At 73.0% G+C, this 19,045-nt stretch carries 16 protein-coding genes; 7 read left to right on the forward strand and 9 right to left on the reverse strand.

The window, feature by feature from the left end; translation table 11 throughout:
• Positions 1-67: 67 nt before the first annotated feature.
• Both PD653B2_RS10645 and PD653B2_RS25330 read left to right on the forward strand, forming a co-directional pair.
• A complete protein-coding gene (locus PD653B2_RS10645; protein ID WP_165763425.1) occupies positions 68-1,198 on the forward strand; it encodes an acyltransferase family protein in 1,131 nt (376 codons plus the stop codon).
• Positions 1,199-1,231: 33 nt separating this feature from the next.
• A complete protein-coding gene (locus tag PD653B2_RS25330; RefSeq protein WP_085872356.1) occupies positions 1,232-3,556 on the forward strand; it encodes a hypothetical protein in 2,325 nt (774 codons plus the stop codon).
• 7 nt (positions 3,557-3,563) lie between these two features.
• Here the strand turns inward: PD653B2_RS25330 and PD653B2_RS24915 are convergent, their stop codons facing one another.
• Genes PD653B2_RS24915 through PD653B2_RS10675 form a run of 6 tightly spaced genes read right to left on the reverse strand, consistent with a single transcriptional unit; the run spans position 3,564 to position 10,761 of the window.
• Entirely contained in the window at positions 3,564-4,748 is a 1,185-nt protein-coding gene (locus PD653B2_RS24915; protein WP_165763426.1) for a CDP-glycerol glycerophosphotransferase family protein, read from the reverse strand.
• Complete coding sequence (locus PD653B2_RS24920) at positions 4,745-6,028, reverse strand: lipopolysaccharide biosynthesis protein (protein ID WP_165763427.1); 1,284 nt, start codon at positions 6,026-6,028, stop codon at positions 4,745-4,747. Before PD653B2_RS24920 ends, PD653B2_RS24915 begins: the two co-directional genes overlap by 4 nt.
• Complete coding sequence (locus PD653B2_RS10660) at positions 6,025-8,388, reverse strand: DUF2206 domain-containing protein (protein WP_085872357.1); 2,364 nt, start codon at positions 8,386-8,388, stop codon at positions 6,025-6,027. Before PD653B2_RS10660 ends, PD653B2_RS24920 begins: the two co-directional genes overlap by 4 nt.
• On the reverse strand, positions 8,385-9,218 hold the full coding sequence (locus tag PD653B2_RS10665) for a hypothetical protein (RefSeq protein WP_085872358.1): 834 nt from the start codon (positions 9,216-9,218) through the stop codon (positions 8,385-8,387). The genes PD653B2_RS10660 and PD653B2_RS10665 overlap by 4 nt, the downstream gene beginning before the upstream one ends.
• Positions 9,215-10,300, reverse strand: a complete 1,086-nt coding sequence (locus PD653B2_RS10670) for a glycosyltransferase family 4 protein (RefSeq protein WP_085872359.1) — start codon at positions 10,298-10,300, stop codon at positions 9,215-9,217. Before PD653B2_RS10670 ends, PD653B2_RS10665 begins: the two co-directional genes overlap by 4 nt.
• Positions 10,297-10,761: a hypothetical protein gene (locus tag PD653B2_RS10675; RefSeq protein WP_133058958.1), complete on the reverse strand. Its 465-nt coding sequence runs from the start codon at positions 10,759-10,761 to the stop codon at positions 10,297-10,299. Before PD653B2_RS10675 ends, PD653B2_RS10670 begins: the two co-directional genes overlap by 4 nt.
• Positions 10,762-10,834: 73 nt before the next feature.
• Here PD653B2_RS10675 and PD653B2_RS10680 point away from each other — a divergent pair, with 73 nt between their 5' ends.
• Positions 10,835-11,983 (forward strand): glycosyltransferase family 4 protein, encoded by a 1,149-nt coding sequence (locus PD653B2_RS10680; protein WP_165763428.1) that lies wholly within the window; start codon positions 10,835-10,837, stop codon positions 11,981-11,983.
• A gap of 67 nt (positions 11,984-12,050) precedes the next feature.
• A complete protein-coding gene (locus tag PD653B2_RS10685; RefSeq protein WP_085872362.1) occupies positions 12,051-13,076 on the forward strand; it encodes a glycosyltransferase family 2 protein in 1,026 nt (341 codons plus the stop codon).
• A gap of 9 nt (positions 13,077-13,085) precedes the next feature.
• Here the strand turns inward: PD653B2_RS10685 and PD653B2_RS10690 are convergent, their stop codons facing one another.
• Positions 13,086-14,234, reverse strand: coding sequence for a fatty acid desaturase family protein (locus tag PD653B2_RS10690; RefSeq protein ID WP_085872363.1), 1,149 nt, complete (start codon positions 14,232-14,234; stop codon positions 13,086-13,088).
• A gap of 79 nt (positions 14,235-14,313) precedes the next feature.
• Here PD653B2_RS10690 and PD653B2_RS10695 point away from each other — a divergent pair, with 79 nt between their 5' ends.
• From PD653B2_RS10695 to PD653B2_RS10705, 3 genes are read left to right on the forward strand one after another with little or no spacing between them, the layout of a single operon-like run.
• Positions 14,314-15,192, forward strand: coding sequence for a DUF1295 domain-containing protein (locus PD653B2_RS10695; protein WP_085872364.1), 879 nt, complete (start codon positions 14,314-14,316; stop codon positions 15,190-15,192).
• Positions 15,189-16,301 carry an NAD(P)/FAD-dependent oxidoreductase gene (locus PD653B2_RS10700; RefSeq protein ID WP_085872365.1) on the forward strand — a complete coding sequence of 371 codons (1,113 nt, stop codon included), beginning with the start codon at positions 15,189-15,191 and terminating at the stop codon, positions 16,299-16,301. Before PD653B2_RS10695 ends, PD653B2_RS10700 begins: the two co-directional genes overlap by 4 nt.
• Before the next feature lie 17 nt (positions 16,302-16,318).
• Complete coding sequence (locus tag PD653B2_RS10705) at positions 16,319-17,362, forward strand: zinc-dependent alcohol dehydrogenase family protein (RefSeq protein WP_085872366.1); 1,044 nt, start codon at positions 16,319-16,321, stop codon at positions 17,360-17,362.
• Between the two features lie 17 nt (positions 17,363-17,379).
• Here the strand turns inward: PD653B2_RS10705 and PD653B2_RS10710 are convergent, their stop codons facing one another.
• Positions 17,380-18,675 (reverse strand): HNH endonuclease, encoded by a 1,296-nt coding sequence (locus tag PD653B2_RS10710; protein ID WP_085872367.1) that lies wholly within the window; start codon positions 18,673-18,675, stop codon positions 17,380-17,382.
• 46 nt (positions 18,676-18,721) lie between these two features.
• On the reverse strand, positions 18,722-19,045 hold a 324-nt coding region (locus PD653B2_RS10715; protein WP_123061227.1), incomplete at its 5' end, for an IS30 family transposase.

Genomic DNA, 19,045 nt, shown 5'->3' on the forward strand with positions numbered 1-19,045 from the left:
CCGCGGCCGGTACGGACCGCTGTGACACGTGCCATAACCCCGGAAGCAGGCGATTCGTTACGCGCAGGTGAGGTCAGCAACCGGGCGGTTCGACTACCTGGACGGCATCCGTGCGGTCGCGATCGCGGCCGTCCTCGCCCTGCACTGGTTCAGCTGGTACGTCCCGCTCTTCCACGGCGGATCCATCGGCGTCGACGTCTTCTTCGTGCTCAGCGGCTTCATCATCACCACGATGCTCTGGCGCAGCCCGGTCACCGGCTCCCGGGCGGCCGCCTGGGTGGCCTTCCTCCGGCGCCGCGTGTCGCGCCTCTACCCCGCCCTGCTCGGCCTCGTCGTGGCCAGCGCCGTGCTGTACGCCGTGGTCCCGTGGGCCCCGGTCGGCCCGGTCGAGGTCCTGCAGCGCGGCGTGATCGTGCTCGGCCAGGGATCGGCGATGTGGGCCGCCGACCAGCACGGCAGCCTCTGGCTCCCCGGGCTGCAGCCCTTCGGGCAGACCTGGTCGCTGGCCGTCGAGTGGTACTTCTACGCGCTCTGGCCGGTCGCCGTGCTGGGCGCTCGCTCGCGCGGCTGGAGCGCCCGCCGCCTCGCCGGGGTCAGCCTCGGCGCCGCCCTCGCCCTCTACCTGCTGTCGCTGCCGCTCGGTGCCTTCTGGTTCTACTTCGGGCCGTCGGCCCGCTCGGCCGAGTTGCTCGTCGGGGCCGCCCTCGCCCTGTGGTCCGTCGACCGGGTCTTCACCGACAGCGGACACCCCGCCCGGCCACGCCGGCACGCGTCCGCGGGCGCCGCGCTCGTCGCCATCGGCGGCTACGCGCTGCTCGGGCCGGACGCGCACAGCCCCGTCTACCGCTACGTCGGGATCCCGCTCGCGGTGCTCGCCACCGTGGTGCTGATCCACACCGGCTACAGCAACGCCGGCGCCGGCAGTCCCGACAACATGGACGGCCCGGTGCACCGGCTGCTCGGGCACCCGTGGCTCGCGGCCGTGGGGCGCGGCAGCTACAGCCTGTACCTCTGGCACATCGTGCCGTTCCTGCTGCTGGAGGATGCGCCCCTGCCGAAGCCGGTCTCCGGGTTGATCGCCGTCACCGCGGCCACCACCGTGACCGTGCTCAGCTACCGCTTCCTGGAGAGGCCGTTCCTCCGCGCCCGCAGCGACGTCCTCAGCCCGCAGCGCCCGAGGGTCCAGCAAGCCGCGTAGGTTGCCGCGACGGGAGAGGGGCACGATGTGCGCATGCGCAGGTATCTCGTGGTCCTCGGCATCGCCCTCGCGGCGTCGGTAGTCAGCATCACGTTCGCCGCTCCCGGCCAGGCCGCGACCGCCGCGCCGCTCTGCTCCGCCAAGGTCGTCAGCGACGCCGCCGACGTCCTCGACGACGCCGCGGTCGAGCGGGCCGCCGCCCGGTTCGGCGACCAGGTGACCGTGAAGGTGCTGACGTTCACCACGGCGAAGGGCCAGGACCTCTACGACGTGCTCCTCGACGCCCGGGCGCAGTGCCACGGCTGGGGCTTCGAGGCCGACGGGTCCCAGTCGCTGCTGATCCTCGGCGTCGCCGTCCAGGACCGCCAGCTCGGCAGCCACTACGACGGCAAGGCGCTGAACAAGTTCGAGGCCGCGCGCGACCACGCCGAGGTCGACGGCATGGGGGCGAACTTCGGCAACGGCGACTGGACCGCCGGCATGGTCGACGGGCTGACGATCTACGCGAGGGCCTACAACCGCCAGCCGGCACAGGGTTCCGGCAACAACGGCTCGGGCGACCCGGGCACCGTCCCCGGCAGCGGGTCGCCGCTCGGCGGCGGTGTCGACGAGGCCTCCGGATCCGGTACCTCGGCCGGTGGTGCCTGGGTGCTCGGCGGGCTGGCGGTGCTGGTCGTCGGCGGGGCCGCGGCCTACCTCGGGTTCGTGCTCTGGCGGCGCCGGAAGGCGACCACGAACGCCCGGGCGACGCTGAGCGCCGCCACCGACGAGATGGCGACCGCGTGGGTCGAGCTGGACGCCGGTCGGGAGTACGTCGCGGCCCGCGTCGGAGCGCTGCCGCAGGTCTCCGACACGACCCTGACCCGGATCCGGACCGACAACACCGCGGCCGTCGCGATGCTCGAGGCCGCCACCGCCACCTACCTGGAGAGGTCCCAGACCTACTCGACCGAGGCGGTCCCCGAGCTGGACGCCGACGAGGCCACCGCGGCGCTGACGCCGATCCAGGAGACGACCGCCCAGCTGAAGGCCGCCAAGGACGCGCTGACCCGCGTCGAGGAGTCGGTCACGGCGTTCGAGCAGGTGCGCGACCGGCTGCCGGCCCGGGTGGCCGAGCTGCGCGCCGCGGCGACCCGGCTCACCGCCCTGCTCGAGCGGCGCCGGGGTGAGGGATACAAGACCGGCGACCTCGACGGCGCGCCGACGGCCGCCGAGCAGGCCGCCCGGGACGCCGAGACCCTGGGCGGCCAGCTGCGCTTCGGTGACGCCGACGCCCTGGTCGCCACCGCCATGACGACCCTGGCCGGACACGAGGCCTGGCTGACCGGCCTCCCCGACTACCTCGCCGACCTCGCCACGGACACGACCGCCCTCGAGGCCCGGGCGATCGAGCTCGACGCCGCGATCGCCGAGGCCTCCGTGACGACCGAGCACCTCGAGGCGACGTACGACGCCTCCTGCCTGGAGGGCGTGCGCGCCCGGGTCGACGCCGCCAAGGTCGCCCGGACCGCACTGGCCGACGCCCTGGCGACGATCCGGTCCAACTCCTCGATGGCGACCCAGGAGTTCCGGCTGGCGCGGGAGCAGATCACCGCCGCCCGCACCGCCGCGGACACCATCGCGACCGACGCGGCCGCCCCCGGGGTGCGCGAGCGCGAGCTCGACCAGCTGACCACCCAGCTGCCGCTGACCGGGCAACGGCTGGCCGCGGAGGCGACCGCGCTCGCCGCCCAGATCGAGTCCAACTCGGCCGCGGTCTCCTACCTGACCACCGTCCCCGAGGTGGCCCCGATCGGCGCCGAGGCAGCCGCGCTCGGCCAGCAGGCCGCGGCGCCTCGGGCGCCGCTGCTGCTGCTGAAGACCCAGCTCGACGCCGTCGCCGAGCGGCTGGCCGGCTGCACCGACGTCGTCGTGACCGTGATCGCGACCTACGAGGAGACCCAGCGCGCGCTGCGCGCCGCCGAGGCGGCGGTCGCCGAGGCGCAGAGCGAGGTCTCCCGCGCGGACGTCGGCAGCCGGGCGCGCGCTGCCGCCGAGGAGGCCGCGGGCCTCCTCGACCAGGCCGCCGCGCTCGCCGCGCTCGACCAGATCCGGGGCGGCGCCGACGCGGCGCGCAACCGCGCCAACGACGCCGTCGCCATGGCCCGCCGGGACCGCCGCGAGGCCGAGGAGCAGCGGGCGGCCGCCCGGCGGGCCGCGGCCGCCGCCTCGTCGCGCAGCTCGTTCTCCGGCTTCGGTGGCGGCGGTGGCGGCGGTGGCTCGCACCACTCCGGCGGCGGGGGTGGCGGCGGCTCCCGCGGGTTCGGTGGCGGTGGCGGCTCGCACCACTCGGGCGGCGGCGGCTCGCGCGGCTTCTGAAGGTCGCTCAGCCGGAGCTGAGCACGCCGAGCTCGACCAGCGCGGTGACCAGGTCGTCGGCAGCCGTCGCCGACGGGTTGAGGCCGATCCGGCGCACGACGTCGTGCCGCAGGTCCGCGCCGAGCCGCCCGTGCGCGTCGAGGTCGGCGAGGAACGCCGCGAACGGCCGATCCTGCGCGACCACCTCGCCGGGCACCCAGTCGAGGATGTCGGCGGGATGGAGCGCGCGGTCGTACGTCGTGCGGTCGGGCACCAGGAAGGCCAGCGGCCGGTCGAGCAAGAGGTAGTCGACCCAGACGCTGGAGTAGTCGGTCACCAGCCCGGACGACGCGCCCAGCAGGGCATAGAGGCTGACGCCGGCGCCGGCCAGGTCCTCCTCGTCGATCGTGACGACCCCCGGCAGCTGCCGGCGGTCGGCGTCCATCGGGTGCGGCTTCACGACGAGTTGGAGGCCGCGCTCGCGCAGGCCGTCGACGAGGGTCGCGATCTCGTGGTCCGCGCCGTCGGTGCCGGCCCGGTCGTGGCCGTGGACCCGGACCGCGCCCACGGCGCGGGCCTGTCGGAAGGTCGGCATCCAGACCACGAAGTCGCTGGTGATGCCGAGGCGGGCGAGCCGGTCGAGCTCGGGAGGGGCCCACAGCTGGTCGGTGCGCGGGTTGCCGGTGACCAGCACGCGGTCGGCCGGGACGTCGAAGGCGCGGGCCTGCATCTGTGAGAAGAGCGGCGTGCTGCCGACCAGGTAGGTGCTCGAGATCATCGCCCCGACGCCCTTGCCGGGCGTGATGTCCTTGGGCCCGTCGCCGTGCCAGAGGTTCACGATCGGCTTGCGGGCGCGGGGTTTCGGGCTGCCGTAGAGGCCGTGGGTGAAGAGGATCGCCTCGGCGCGCAGGTAGGCCCACAACCCCGCGAGGCTGGCCTTCGGCACGAGCACCAGGCCCTGGTCGGTCAGGGCACGGATCTCCTCCGGCACGCTCGGTGAGCTCCTGGCGGCGTCGCGCAGCCAGACCACGCGGCCGTCGTAGCGGTGCACCAGCGCCCGCGCCACCTCGACGCCGTTGCCCTCGGTCTCGGGGCTCGCGGTGACCACCACCGACGTCGACGGGGGTACGACGCGGGACAGCGCCCCGAGCACGACCCGCAGGGTCCCGAGCACCACGGTCAGGAAGCCGTTTCTGAGGTGGCTGGTCCTCACGGCGCGACCAGCTCCTCCTCGACCACCGCCGGCGCGTCGTCGGGGAAGCGCGCCACGGTGGCCGTGACGAGGTAGCCGAGCACCCCGCCGACCACGTGCCCGACGCCCCACGCGGCGGCGACCCAGACGGTGCCGTACGGCGCGAGCACGACCGCGAGCGTCAGCATCACCGCGGTGCTGACGAGCTGGACGACGATCATCGCGACCAGGTTGCTCGCGAGCCGCAGCCGCATCGCCGACCAGTAGTTGAAGGCCGCGCCGACCGCCGACAGCGACAGCACGCGGAGCGTCGTCGTACCGGAGTCGACGTAGTGCGAGCCGAAGATCATCAGGAAGAACGGCGCCAGCACGATCATCGCGAGCGCACCCGCGACCGAGCAGACGAGCAGGGTCAGCCCGCCCTTGCGGACCACGCGGTGCCGGTCGTGGACCGCCTTCTCGCTCTCGGCATAGGCCGAGCTCGCGACCGCGAGGACCACCGCGTGCAGCAGGGTGACGACCTGGAAGCTGATGAAGTAGGCGCCGCCCTCGGCCGGCCCGAGCGCGTTGACGACGATCAGCGGGAAGACCAGCAGCGGCAGCACCGTGAGCACGTAGGTCACCCAGCCGGCCGCGGCGAAGCGGCGCGTCGCCAGCAGCTCGGGCGAGGGCGAGAGCACGCGGCGGCCCGGGACGTGGCGCAGGATCACCCAGACGCTCGCGACCGCGCAGCACAGGATCGCGCCGCCGACCGAGCCGTAGAGGCCGAGCGCGCCGGCGCCGGCGAGCAGGAAGGGCAGCACGCACTTGACGAGGCCCATCAGGATGCCGTTGAGGCGCAGGTAGGACCAGACCTGGTTGATCGCCAGGAAGACGCTGTCGGAGAGCACGTTCAGCGCCGTACCGGCCACGAGCACGCAGAAGACGCCGATCGTGACCGGGGAGTCGAGGACGGCCGCCAGCCGCGGCGAGGTCAGCGGCAGCAGCAGCGCGTAGACCAGCGCGAACGCCGCACCCGCGCCGACCACCACGATCGAGGCGGTGAGGACGTCCGCGGCCTTCTTGCTGCTGGTCGGCATCGTGCGCAGCAGCGCGATGTTGAGCCCGAGCTGGGCGAAGAGCGCGAGCGAGTCACCGGCGGCCACGAGGGAGCCGGCCAGGCCGACCTCACCCGGGCTGGCCAGCCGGGCCGCGATCACCCAGAAGACCGCGCCGCCGCCGGCCATCAGGACCGTGGTGGCGAACATCAGCGCCGAGTTCATCAGCAGCGGGTCGTTGCGGAGCTTGGCGACGATGTTCATCGGTAGATCCGCGCGTCGGGGGCGCTGTAGACGAGGTCGAGGTGCTCGTCGAGGTCCTGGATCGGGTAGGTGTAGGTGAGCAGGTCGCCGGTGTAGAAGATCGTCGAGACGCCCTGCTCGAGGATCTGCGCGTCGACGAACACGTAGGCGTCCTTCGACAGCAGCGTCGGGTAGAGCCGGTCGGAGACCGGGGCCCGGTTGTCGCTCATCGCGAGCAGCCGCACGTTGACGTTGCGGTTGGCGATGATCCGCTCGTTCGACCGGTCCGCGTGGTCGACCGACGCCAGCCAGCGCATCGCCTCGAGCGAGGAGTCCGACACGGCGAAGCGGTCGTAGTAGGTGCCGGCGTTGGCCATCGCGATCCGTTGCTGCTGGCTGCCGGTCACGGCGGGCAGGACACCGCTCAGCACGAGCAGCAGCGTGACCGGGATGATCGCCACCAGCGCGAGCGAGGAGCGCGGCGCCCGCGCGGTGAGCGGACGGAGGGCGACCGACATGCCGAGCGCCATGGTGGGCGCCATGACCAGCAGGGTCTGCTGGAAGGCGCGCAGCACGCCGTAGTCGACCGACAGGTTCGGCACCAGCACCACCAGCCCGAGCGCGGACATCGCGCCGACGGTCAGGAACGTGACCTCGCGCGACGTGTCGGTGCCACGCAGCCGGCGGCGCAGCAGCCACACCACGCCGAGCAGGGCGAAGACCTGCATCAGCAGGGCGCAGCCGAGCCGCAGCGCGGTGTCGACGGGGTTCGCCGCCTGCTCGTGCAGGGCCGGCTCGAGCTCGGCGTCGCCGGGGTCGCGCACGACCCGCTCGCCCGCCGGGATCTCGGCGTCGCGGTAGTCGACGGTCTCCTGGACGAACATGTCCATCCGCTCGCGCGGGGTGGTCTCGTCGCCGGAGAAGACCCAGTACGACGTGTCCGACGAGCTCGGGCCGTCGACGCCCTTGCCGGTCAGCGAGTCGATGGTCTCCTTGACGACGGACGTCGCGTGCCCGCCGGTGTCGGTGATCGGCCCCGCCCACAGGAGCGTGACGCCGATCAGCGCCGCGACCATCCCGGGGTGCAGCAGCACCAGCGGGTCGTGCGGCGCGGCGTGTGCCGGCCGGTGCCCCGAGAGGTGACGCAGCCGGCGGACGAGGCCGGTCAGGCCCATCGCGAGCAGCGCCGCCACGAGCGCCATCAGCAGCAGGTACGTCGTCGAGTAGTGGGAGACGACCACCCCGAGCCCGAGCGCGAAGACCAGCACGCCGGTGCGGACGCGGGTGCGGCCCGGCTCGGTGGCCGCGAGCAGCACCAGGGCGAGGAAGAAGAACGCGACCTCCTGGCGCACCAGGTAGGGCATGTCGGTGAAGAACGTCGGGAACGCCATCGCGAACGTCGTCGCGGCGAGCGCGAGGCGGCGGCTCACGAAGCGGCGGGAGAAGAGGTAGGTCAGCACCGGCACGGTCGCGAAGACCAGCTGGAGGAGCACCTTGAAGACCAGCTCGCCCGAGAGCCCCGTCGTCTGCACCAGCACGGTCGGGAGGATGGTGACGCTCAGGCAGGCGTTGTAGGCGCTGGGCAGCGCGCTCATCTGCCAGTTCTGAGCCTCGTCGGTGAGCCGGAAGGCGAGGAACTCCGCCTGGATGTCGTGACCGGTGATCGCCCAGCCCCGCAGCGACGTCGCGAGCAGCAGCCCGGCGGCGACCAGGCCGATCACCCACGCGTCGCGCACGACCATGGAGCGGTCGCCCGGGCCGACCAGCAGCGTCAGCATCGCCGCGCCGGCGAGCACGACCGCGACCAGGGCGGCTCCCCCGCCGGCGCCGTTGTTGAGCCGGATCGCGCCCACGACCGCGAGCAGCAGGCCCAGCACGGCGAGGCCCTGGGAGAGCTCGAGGCGGGCGTCGAGCACTCGTCGGTACGCCCCGAGAACGACGCTGCGGTGCGCCTCGGGCGCGACCAGCGGGACCTCGCGGCGCCACCTCAGCAGCGCGACGTCGACCACCAGCCAGGCAGCCGCGAGCGGGGCGGGAGCCAGCGGGTGGTCGATGCCGACGACCGGCAGGACCGTGTCGAGGAGCAGGCCGCCGAGGATGAGGCCGAGCAGGGTCACGCCGAACGCGTAGGACAACCGCCCCACCTCGGTGTCGGCGGCGAACCTCGCGCGCCGGTGGAGCACCAGCGTCGGCAGCGCGACGAAGGTGACCAGCGCGATGGCGGGTCGGACGACGGGCAGGTCGAGGTCGAGGGCGATGACGGCCTGGGCCAGCACGAGCAGCAGGAGCACGGCCGGCGGCCGCCGGCGCGGGGTCGGCGTGACGACCTGCTCCGGGAAGGTGGCCGGCCCCGCCTCGTCGCGGGAGACGGTCAGCGTCATGGCATGCCCCAGCGCGACAACGGCAGGTCGGTCGCCTCGGGCCACCGCACCTGGCGGGACTCGTGAATCACCAGCAGGGCCTGGAGGAGCTCCTTCGGCGACCGGTAGCGCTTCGGCTCGAACGGCTCGTGCAGCCGGATGAACGGGCCGTCGGCGTCCTCCTCGGAGGTCATCACGATGACCGGGGAGTTCGTGTCGGTCGCGAGCCGGGCGGCGCCGAACGAGCCGAGGACCTCGCGCCCGACGAAGGTGAGCGGGGTCCGCCCGGGCACGTCGGAGGCGATCGCGACGACCTCACCGTGGCGGAGCAGCTCCGTGATGCCGTCGTTGCCGACGGCGGCGCTGACCGGGGTGCCCCCGCCCGTGCAGGCGACGTAGACGTGCTGCTTGAGCCAGAGCGGGGCGTCGGGCTCGAGCATGTAGGGGTAGACGACCATCCGGCACGGCACGCCGTGCCGGGCGATCGACGCGAAGCCGCCGTCGTAGTAGCCGTGGTGGACGAAGTTCACCATCACGCCCCGCCCCTGGTCGCGGGCGGCCAGCAGGTGTTCGATGCCCTCGACCCGGAGGCTGGTGATCATCTCCGGGTGCCAGCGGAGCTCGCCGCGCCGCACCTGGTAGCGGACGTAGTCGCGGGCCACGGCGTTGACGTCGGCGTCGCGCCGGGTGTGCTCGAGGAGGAACGTCATCTGGGCTCGGGCGTCCGCGCGCACGGCCGGTCGCGCCCAGGCCAGGTGGAAGCGGAGAGCGACGACGAGCGGCACCAGCGCCCGCGGGATGCTCCGGCGGATCCGGGCGACCGCGCCCCCCGGCCGGACCGGACTGCTCATCGCGACACCTCGCCGATCACCCGTACCGTCTGGTCTTCCCGGTGCCTCCAGTCCCAGCGGGACGGTCCCGGGCGCGGCGGGTCGTCGAGGACGGCGGCCAGCGCCTCCGCGAGCGCGACGGGGTCGCCGGGCGGGACGAGACGCCCGTCCTCGCCGTCGCGGACGACGAACGGGATGCCGCCGACGGCCGACCCCACCACCGGGCAGCCGCAGGCGACCGCCTCGGCGAGCGCCATGCCGAACGACTCCGACTCGGTCAGCGACGGCAGCACGGTCACGCCCGCACGCCGGTAGTACGCCGGCAGGTCGCCGTGGGCGACCCGGCCGTGCCAGTCGATGAGGTCGCCCACCCCGAGGTCGGCGGCCCGCTTCTGCAGGGGCGCGACGTCGTCGCCGTCGCCGACGATGTCGAGGCGCACGCCGGGCGCGAGCTCGCGCAGCCGGGTGAGCGCGTCGACGAGGACCTGGAGGCCCTTCCACCGCGAGGTGCGCTCGACGCGGCCGACGTAGAGGACGCGGCGCTGGCGCGGTTCCTCCGTCGGTGAGAACAGGTCGGTGTCGACGCCCGGCGGGATCAGGTGCGCGCGACCGGTCGCGTGCGCGAGCGAGACCGGCGAGACGGCGATGAGCTCGCGGCAGCGGGCGAAGACACGGGGCAGCACGTGCCGCTCGTAGGCGCGCAGCAGGGGGTCGACGGCGCTGCTCCGCTCCTGAGGTCCGGCCTTGACCAGCGACCCCGAGTGGTAGGTCAGCACGACCGGCACCGGCGAGGTGAACGCCGTGACGTCGGCCAGGCCGGGCACCGGGGCGTGGGCGTTGACGACGTCGACGTCCAGGCGGGTCAGGAGCCGGCGCAGCTGCCACCACCACAGCGGGTTCACCGGCGTGTTGGAGAGGGTCACCCAGCTGCGGACCCGGATCACCGGGATGCCGCGGAAGATGGTCGTCCCGGGTGGGCCCGTCGTGATGACCGTGACCCGGTGGCCGGCGCGCTGGAGCGTCTCGGCGACCCAGGCGGCGTACTCCTCGACGCCGCCGGCGTCGGGAGGGAAGCGGGGGGTCACGACGGCGACGTGGGTCATGACCGCGCTCCCGGGCAGTGCGCCTGCAGCTGCTGGTCGGAGCCGAACAGCTGCACCCGGACGTCGTAGGGGCCGGAGGGGCGCGGAAGCGACTCGAGGACGACGGAGGAGGCGCCGGGCCTCACGGTGACCGTGCCCGACCTCTCCTCGTCGCCGACGGTCACGTCGTAGGCGAGGTCCTCCTCGCCGGCGAGGTGGCTGGTGACGGCGAAGCGCACGTCCGCCCGGCCGCCGGAAGTGGTGCACACCTGCTGGGTGCCGGCCGGGGTCCGCGCGAAGTAGAGCTCGACGTACGCGTCGGTCCGGTGGCTGGCCGAGAGGGCGAGCTGGTGGCGGAAGCCGGGGACGACGAGCGCGGCCAGCGCGAGCGCTCCCAGCACGAGACCGGTCACGGGCACGACACGCTGCCACCACGGCGCGGTTCGCTCGCTGATCGCCACGACTACCTCGGATCCCCTCATGCCCGGCCCCACACCGGCCACCTGGGTCAACGGGGAGGCATACCCCCGGTTACGCGACGGCATACTTCGCGGCGTGAGGACTAGAGCGGTGCTGCACGTCGCCCACCACGTGCTGCCGCACATCGGGGGGCTCGAGACCGTCGTCGCGGCCGAGACCCAGGGCCTCACGGCCCGCGGCTGGCGGGTCACGGTCGTCAGCAGCGCCGGCCCGGTCGGACCCGGAACGCGGGTCGAGGACGGCGTCCGCACCGTGCGCGTGCGCGCGTGGAACGGGCTGGAGGAGCGCTTCGGCGTGCCCTTCCCGCTCTTCTCCCCCCGGCTCCTGCTCACCCTGGGTCGCGAGGTGCGGCGGGCCGACGTCGTGCACGTCCACGACGTCCTCTACGTCACCAGCTGGGTGGCGGCGCTGTGGTGCCTGGCGCTGCGGACGCCGTACGTCGTGCACCGCCACGTCGGCTTCGTGCACCACTCCTCCGCCCTCGTGCGCCTGGTGCAGGGGGTGGTGCTGGCGACGTTCGGACGGCTCGTGCTCGGCGGGGCCCGGACCGTGCTGCCGATCGACGCCCACATCGCGGCCACCTTGCCCCGGCCGGAGAAGGTCGAGGTGCTCGGCAACGGAGTCGACACCACACGCTTTCGTCCCCGCCGGGGCGAGACCCGCCCCCGCGAACCGGGAGAGCGGCCCGTGGTGCTGTTCGTCGGCCGGTTCGTGCCCAAGAAGGGCTTCGACCTCGTCGCCGCCGCCGCGGGCGACGACTACGACATCGTGTTCGCCGGCGGCGACCGGCCTCCCGGGGTCGACGACCCCCGCCTGCGCTTCCTGGGCTCGGTGCCCGCGGCGGAGATGCCGGAGGTCTACGCCGGGGCCGACGTCATGGTGGTCGCATCGGTGGGAGAGTGCCCGCTGACCGTGTTGGAGGCGATGGCCTCGGGTCTGCCGGTGCTGCTGCGCGAGGACCCCGCCCTGCACTCCCCGTGGACCGCCGGCCCGGGCGTGCGCTTCGTCGACATGGACGGCGTAGGAACGGCTGGCGGCGCCCTCGCCGCGGCGCTCCGCGAGACCGTCGCCGACCCGGCCGCGATGCGCCGTACCGGCGCCGCGGGGCACGCCTTCGTGCAGGCGGAGTTCTCGTGGGAGGCCCACCTCGACCAGCTCGAGGCGGTCTACCGCCGGACCATCCGGTCGACGAGACGAGTAGAACGAGTTACAGGCTCGGCGTAACCCGCGGGTCCCTGCCCCGTTTCCCCCATGACGATCTCGGGACCGGTCGTTCACCTTGGGGGTTCGCATGGAGCTGGCTACGCGGTACCGCATCGCCGCGATCGTGCCCTGCCACAACGAGGAGGTCGCCGTCGCGAAGGTGGTCGCCGACCTGCGTGCCGCCGTGCCGGGCATGGCCGTCTACGTCTACGACAACTGCAGCACCGACCGCACGGTCGAGCAGGCCCGCCAGGCGGGCGCTCTCGTGTTCTCGGAGCCCCTCAAGGGCAAGGGCAACGTCGTCCGGCGCGCGTTCGCCGACATCGACGCCGACATCTACCTCCTGATCGACGGTGACGACACCTACGACGCCGCGGCCGCCCCCCAGATGATCGAGAAGCTCGTCTCGGAGAACCTCGACCAGGTGGTCGGCGTCCGTCGCGAGATCGAGGGACTCGAGAGCTCGGCGTACCGGCCGGCCCACGAGCTCGGCAACAAGGCCCTCAACCGCATCGTCACCGGCATCTTCGGCGACAGCATGGGCGACATGCTCAGCGGCTACCGCGTCTTCTCGCGCCGCTTCGTGAAGAGCTTCCCCGCCGTGTCCCGCGAGTTCGAGATCGAGACCGAGCTGACCGTCCACTCGCTCGCGCTGCGCATCCCGTCGGCGTCCGTCGACGTCGACTTCCGCGACCGCGCCGAGGGCAGCGAGTCCAAGCTGCGCACCTACCGCGACGGCTGGCGGATCCTCACCGTGATCCTGACCCTGACCCGCCACGAGCGGCCGATCTACTTCTTCGGCCTGGTGGCCGCGCTGCTGTCGCTCGCCGCGGCCGTCCTGGGGCTCCCGGTCGGGGTGCAGTACCTCCAGACCGGCCTGGTGCCGCGCCTGCCCACGCTCTTCGTCGCGTCGTTCCTCGTCGTGATCAGCAGCATGTGCGTGATGGCCGGGCTGGTGCTCGACGGCATGCGCAAGTCGCGCCACGAGGTCAGCCGGCTCTCCTACATGCGACACCCCGCCGTCCGCGGGATGTACGTCGAGGACCCCGCACCCGGCACGATCCTGCTCGACGGCCAGCCGCCGATGATCGTCCCGGCGCCGCGCTCTGCATGACCCTCGGGCCTAGGCCCGGGTGAGGCGGCGCAGCTGCGGGATCAGGTTGCGCCGGTTGGTCTCGGCCAGCCAGCCGTTGGGGAGCGACAGCCGCACGACCTTGTGCCACGCGCTCGCGACCTGCTTCACCAGCGGGCGCGAGTTGTAGTCGAGGTCGAACTTGTCGAAGACCGCGCGCACCTTCGGCGCGATCTCGACGTACCGGTTGCTCGGCAGGTCCGGGAAGATGTGGTGCTCGATCTGGTGCGAGAGGTTGCCGGCCATCAGGTGCATGGCGCGGGACCCGGAGATGTTGGCCGAGCCGAGCATCTGCCGGATGTACCACTCCCCCTTGGTCTCCTTCTCGTTCACCGCGGGCTGCTCGAAGGTCGACACGCCCTCCGGGAAGTGGCCACACATGATGATCGAGTGGCTCCACAGGTTGCGCACCAGGTTGGCGGTCGCGTTGGCGGCCATCGTCGAGCGCCACGACCGACCCGACAGCACCGGGTGGATGACGTAGTCCTTGACGGCCAGCTTGCGGATCTTGGTGAGGGTCGCCTGGACCTCCACCTTCTTCTCCGGCGACATCTGCCGCTTGTCGCGGATGTGGTCGCCGAGGTCGAGGTCGAACATCGCGATGCCGTACTCGAAGATGCACGCCGTCACGAAGTTCCACACCGGCTGCACCAGGTGTCGGCGCTGCCACTCCTGGGCCTCGTCGACGCGCATGATCCCGTAGCCGAGGTCGTTGTCCATGCCGACGATGTTGGTGTTCTTGTGGTGCCGGTCGTTGTGCGCGCGCTGCCACTGCTTGGGCGGCGACGCGTGGTCCCAGTCCCAGGTGGTCGAGTGGATCTTCGGGTCGCGCATCCAGTCCCACTGGCCGTGCAGGACGTTGTGGCCGATCTCCATGTTGTCGAGGATCTTGGCGACCGTGAGGCCCGCCGTCCCCAGCACCCACGCGCTCTTGCGGCGGCTGTTGAGCAGCACCGCACGGCTGCCGAGCTCGAGCACCTTGTGGGCGAGCACCAGGCGCCGGATGTAGGCCGCGTCGCGCGCGCCGCGGGTGTCGAGGACGTCCTGTCGGATCGCGTCGAGCTCCTTGCCCAGGAGCTCGATCTCGTCGGCGGTCAGGTCGGTCGGCGCTGTCCTGCTGCGCTCCAACGTCACGGTCATGCTCTCCAGTGTGCCGTGCGGGCAATGGGACCGGGCGATCCACGCCACAACTGGAACTTGTTCTAGTACGGTCGCCACGATGAGCAGAGCCGAGTCGCTGACGCGCGTCTGCGTGGCCTACGCGCTCGCGATCCTGGTCGGCGCCGCGTGGCTCTACCGGGGCCCGGACACCGGCCGCCTGTGGCTCGACGGACTCGTCGCCGACCTGCTCGCGACACTGGTGGTCTTCGTGTTCAGCCGGATCCACCACAACTCGAGCTTCTACGACGCCTACTGGAGCGTCCTGCCCCCGCTGCTGGCGGTCTACTGGTGGAGCGAGAGCACCCCCGACGTCGACGACGTCCGCGCCTGGCTGGTCATCGGCGTCATCCTCTTCTGGGCGATCCGCCTGACCGGCAACTGGGTCTACGCGTTCCCCGGCTTCCCCCACGAGGACTGGCGCTACCCGATGCTGAAGGACGGCAAGGGCGCGATGGAGCCGCTCGTGGATCTCTTCGCCATCCACGTGATCCCGACGCTCCAGGTCTTCCTCGGCGTGCTCCCCGTGTACGTCGCGGTCACCCGGACCGGCCGGGACGTCGGCTGGCTCGACGTCGTCGCCGTCGCCGTCGGTGTCGGCTCGGTGGTGCTCACCTTCACCGCCGACCTCCAGATGTACCGCTTCGCGCGGACCAAGCAGCCCGGCCAGGCCATGGACCGCGGCCTGTGGGGCTGGTCGCGACACCCCAACTACCTCGGGGAGATCGGTTTCTGGTTCTCGCTCGCGCTCTTCGGGCTGGCCGCCTCGCCGTCCGACTGGTGGTGGGTCTTCGTCGGCGCCGTCGCGATGGTCGCGCTCTTCCTCGGCGCGAGCATCCCGATGATGGAGGAGCGCAGCCTCGCGCGCCGCCCGTCGTACCAGGACGTCATCGACCGGGTGCCCAAGCTGCTGCCCCGCCCGCCGCGCCGAGCCGCATGAGTCGGCCCCGCGTGGTGGTCGCCGGCCTCGGCGACAGCGGCCTCCTGACCGCCCTCCACCTGTCCCGGCACGCCGACGTCGTCGGCATCTCCACGAAGCCCGCCCTGGTCAGCGGCCAGGAGCTCGGCACCCGCCTGGCCCGCCCCGACGACTGGGCGCGCGACTACGTCATCTCCTTCGACCGCTACGCGAAGCTCAGCGGCGTCCGCACGGTCCACGGCACCCTCACCGGCCTCGACCTCGAGGCCCGCACCGTCGAGGTACTGACCTCGCGCGGGCGCACCAACACCGAGCGGTACGACGTCCTCGTCATCTCGACCGGCGTCTCCAACGGCTTCTGGCGACGGCCCGACTTCCAGTCCGCCGACCAGGTCGACGCGTCGCTGCGTGCCGCCCACGAACGCCTCGCCGCCGCCGGCTCGATCAACGTCCTCGGCGGTGGCGCCGCGTCGGTGAGCACCGCCGCGAACGTCGCGACTACCTGGCCCGACAAGCAGGTCCGCCTGTTCTTCCCCGGCGAGCACGCCCTGCCGCACCACCACCCGAAGGTCTGGCAGAGGGTCTCCTCTCTGCTCACGGCCCGCGGCGTCACCCTCCACCCGGGCCACCGCGCCGTCGTGCCCGACGGCTTCGACTGCGACCGGATCACCGACGAACCGGTGTCGTGGAGCACGGGGCAGCCGCCGACTCCCGCCGACGCCACGATCTGGGCCATCGGCCGGGTGCGGCCCAACACCTCGTGGGTGCCGCCCGAGCTGCTCGACGACGACGGCTTCGTGCGCGTCTCCCCCGACCTCACGCTCCCGGGCCAGACCGGCGTCTTCGCCATCGGCGACGTCGCCGCCACCGACCCGTTGCGCTCCACCGCCCGCAACCGGGCCGACAAGCTGCTCGCCCGCAACATCCGCGCCCACCTCGCGGGCAAGCCGCTGCGCGAGTTCAGGGCCCCCCGCGGTCGCTGGGGGTCGGTGCTCGGTGTCCAGGCCAACGGCCTCGAGGTCTTCGCACCCACCGGCCAGGCGTTCCGCTTCCCGGCCTGGTCGATCGACACCGTGCTCCAGCCCTGGATCGTCCGCCGCGGGATCTACGGCGGCATCCGCCGCGGCTGACCTGCGACGATCGCGCCATGCAAGCAGTGCGCTACGACGCGTACGGCGCGACGCCGTCCCTCGTCGAGATCCCCGCTCCCGTCTGTCCCGACGACGGGGTGCTGGTGGAAGTGCGTGCCACCGGGGTCTGCCGGTCCGACTGGCACGCCTGGCAGGGCCACGACCCGGTGCCGCTGCCGATGGTGCCGGGCCACGAGTTCGCCGGGGTGGTCGTCGAGGTCGGCGCCCGGGTGACCGGCCACCGCGTCGGCGAGCGGGTGACCGCGCCGTTCGTCTGCGGCTGCGGGCGGTGCACGTACTGCCTCGCCGGCGACGCCCAGGTGTGCCCGGACCAGTCCCAGCCCGGGTTCACGATGCCGGGCTCGTTCGCCGAGCTGGTGGCGGTGCCGGCCGCCGACCTCAACGTCGTCGTGCTGCCCGACGACCTGGACTTCGTCAGCGCGGCGGCCCTGGGGTGCCGCTTCGCGACCTCCTACCGGGCCTTGACCGCCCACGGACGGCTGCGCCCGGGCGACTGGGTGGCCGTGCACGGCTGCGGCGGAGCCGGGCTGTCGGCGGTGATGATCGCGGCCGCGCTCGGTGCCCGCGTCGTCGCCGTGGACGTGTCCGAGGCCGCCCGGCAGCGCGCGGCCGAGCTGGGTGCCGAGGTGGTCGTCGAGGGCGGACCCGACGCGGCCACCCGGGTGGTGGAGGCCACCGGCGGCGGCGCGCATCTCTCCATCGACGCCGTCGGGCTCACCGACACCGCCGTGGCGTCCGTGTCCTGCCTGCGCCCCCGGGGTCGGCACGTCCAGGTGGGGCTGCTGCTCGGCGAGCACGCCACGCCGCCGCTGCCGATGGGACGGGTCGTCGCCCAGGAGCTCTCGATCCACGGCTCGCACGGGATGGCGGCGCGGGACTACCCGCCGATGCTCGAGCTCGTCGCCTCGGGCGCCGTACGGCCGCGCCGGCTGGTCGGGGCGGTCATCGGGCTGGGCGAGGCCGGTGCCGCGCTCGCGGCGATGAGCCGGCCGGCCGCGACGGCGGGCGTCACTGTGGTCCGGCTGGGACCGGAGCACTGACGCGCACCGGCGAGGGCTCAGGCGGCGAGCTCGAGCTCGACCTCGACAGCGGGGTGATAGAGCTCGACGACCAGGATGCGTCGTCGACCGTCGGGTGACGTCGGCACCGGCAGCGCAGGCGCGCGGGACCGATGTCGGTGTCCGGTCGGCGTGGTCGTCTCGACGGTGTGGCGCTCGGGCCAGTGGCTCGTCGTCCGGTGCCGCCAGCCCGGGTGCTCCTTCGCGTAGTTGCACGACTCGCAGAGACCCTGGCCCTGGTCGAGGTCGGTCGACCCTCCCCGCGCCCGGCCGACGACGTGGTCGCCGTGGCGGGGTGGGGCGTCGCACCACGGAGTGCGGCAGGTGTCGCCGTCGCGGGCGAAGAGCAGCCGGCGGAGCGAACCCGTGAAGACGATGCCCTTGCTGTCCATGGCGACCAGGCCGTGGTCGTCGGGGCTGGCGTAGAGCCGCCGGACGAGCACCTCGCCCTCGGCGGACGCGAGCAGGTCGGCGGCCGCCGTCGGCGACACCGGGCCGTAGCCGACCAGGTGGGGTGGGGTCGTCGTGTCCTCGCCGAGCAGCATCGCGGCGTTCATGACCAGCTGGACCGCGACGTGTCGCCGCCCGACCTCGGCCGGCCGGTCCAGGCGGTCGGCGAACTCGTCGGCGATCACCTGGTCGCGGGAGCGCGGGTCGCCCATCGCTCGGCGCAGGTCGGCGTACTCGTGCAGGGAGCCCATCGCGACCACCGCGTCGGCCGCGCGCAGGTCGGCGGACACCCGGGCCATCCCGTCGCCGAGCGACCGGCACGTGACCCGGCGTCGGGCCTGCGCACGGCGAGCCCGCGCCTCCGCCCCGTCGGGGTCGAGCTCGAAGGCGAGCCGCTGGGTCGCCACCAGGATCTCGCGGTTGCCCATCCCGGCCATCCGGGGCGCGAGGGACGCGTCGAGGTGCGCCCGCTCCGCGCGCGGCAGGTCCGCGGTCTCACGGGCGACGATCAGCGCTCGCTGCTCGTTGATGTCGCCGCGCTCGAGCGCGGCGAGCGTCTCGGGCAGGTCGTGCACCAGCGCGAGCGCCAGCCCGACGTGCTCGCGGCCGGCGTACGGCGACTCCCGGCGGGCCAACGCGACCTCGTGGGCCACCGCCCGGCCGCACCGCTCGGGCGGCACTCCGACAGCGGCGTCGTGCGCCCGGCGTCGCGCGTGGAGCTCGGCGGTCAGTCGGGCCTTGGCGGCAGCGGCGGCCGAGGTCAGCTCCTCGAGCGAGATCAGCTCGTCGACGAGCTCGACGTCGGACATCGTGTCCACGTCGGGCCTTGTCGAGAGATCGATCATACGTTCGATTATATGTCAAATCCGCCCGCGTGCCAAGCCGGCGGACTCAACCGGTTGTTGCAACGAGCCTCTTGTCGAGGGCTCGTCCGGGAGTCTGCCAGTCGAGGGTCTTGCGGGGGCGGGTGTTGAGTCGTAGGGCGACGTCGTCGCACTCGGTCTGGGTCAGGTGGCGTAGGTCGGCGCCTTTGGGCCAGTACTGGCGCAGGAGCCCGTTGGTGTTCTCGTTGGTGCCGCGTTGCCAGGGCGCTTGTGGGTCGCAGAAGTAGATCTGGATGTCGGTGTCGGTCTTGAACTGGGCGTGTTGGGCCATCTCGCTGCCGCGGTCCCAGGTGATCGACTTACGCAGCTCCAGGGGCAGGGTCGCGATCAT

Origin of the sequence: Nocardioides sp. PD653-B2 (assembly GCF_002117935.1) — a bacterium.
Lineage (GTDB): Bacteria > Actinomycetota > Actinomycetes > Propionibacteriales > Nocardioidaceae > Nocardioides.

Coding starts and splice junctions, on each gene's coding strand:
- PD653B2_RS10660 (WP_085872357.1), bottom strand. CDS start 8,388: ATGACGCTGACCGTCTCCCGCGACGAGGCGGGGCCGGCCACCTTCCCG.
- PD653B2_RS10695 (WP_085872364.1), top strand. CDS start 14,314: ATGAGCAGAGCCGAGTCGCTGACGCGCGTCTGCGTGGCCTACGCGCTC.
- PD653B2_RS10710 (WP_085872367.1), bottom strand. CDS start 18,675: ATGATCGATCTCTCGACAAGGCCCGACGTGGACACGATGTCCGACGTC.
- PD653B2_RS10690 (WP_085872363.1), bottom strand. CDS start 14,234: ATGACCGTGACGTTGGAGCGCAGCAGGACAGCGCCGACCGACCTGACC.
- PD653B2_RS10665 (WP_085872358.1), bottom strand. CDS start 9,218: ATGAGCAGTCCGGTCCGGCCGGGGGGCGCGGTCGCCCGGATCCGCCGG.
- PD653B2_RS24920 (WP_165763427.1), bottom strand. CDS start 6,028: ATGAACATCGTCGCCAAGCTCCGCAACGACCCGCTGCTGATGAACTCG.
- PD653B2_RS10700 (WP_085872365.1), top strand. CDS start 15,189: ATGAGTCGGCCCCGCGTGGTGGTCGCCGGCCTCGGCGACAGCGGCCTC.
- PD653B2_RS10675 (WP_133058958.1), bottom strand. CDS start 10,761: ATGAGGGGATCCGAGGTAGTCGTGGCGATCAGCGAGCGAACCGCGCCG.
- PD653B2_RS10685 (WP_085872362.1), top strand. CDS start 12,051: ATGGAGCTGGCTACGCGGTACCGCATCGCCGCGATCGTGCCCTGCCAC.
- PD653B2_RS10705 (WP_085872366.1), top strand. CDS start 16,319: ATGCAAGCAGTGCGCTACGACGCGTACGGCGCGACGCCGTCCCTCGTC.
- PD653B2_RS25330 (WP_085872356.1), top strand. CDS start 1,232: ATGCGCAGGTATCTCGTGGTCCTCGGCATCGCCCTCGCGGCGTCGGTA.
- PD653B2_RS10670 (WP_085872359.1), bottom strand. CDS start 10,300: ATGACCCACGTCGCCGTCGTGACCCCCCGCTTCCCTCCCGACGCCGGC.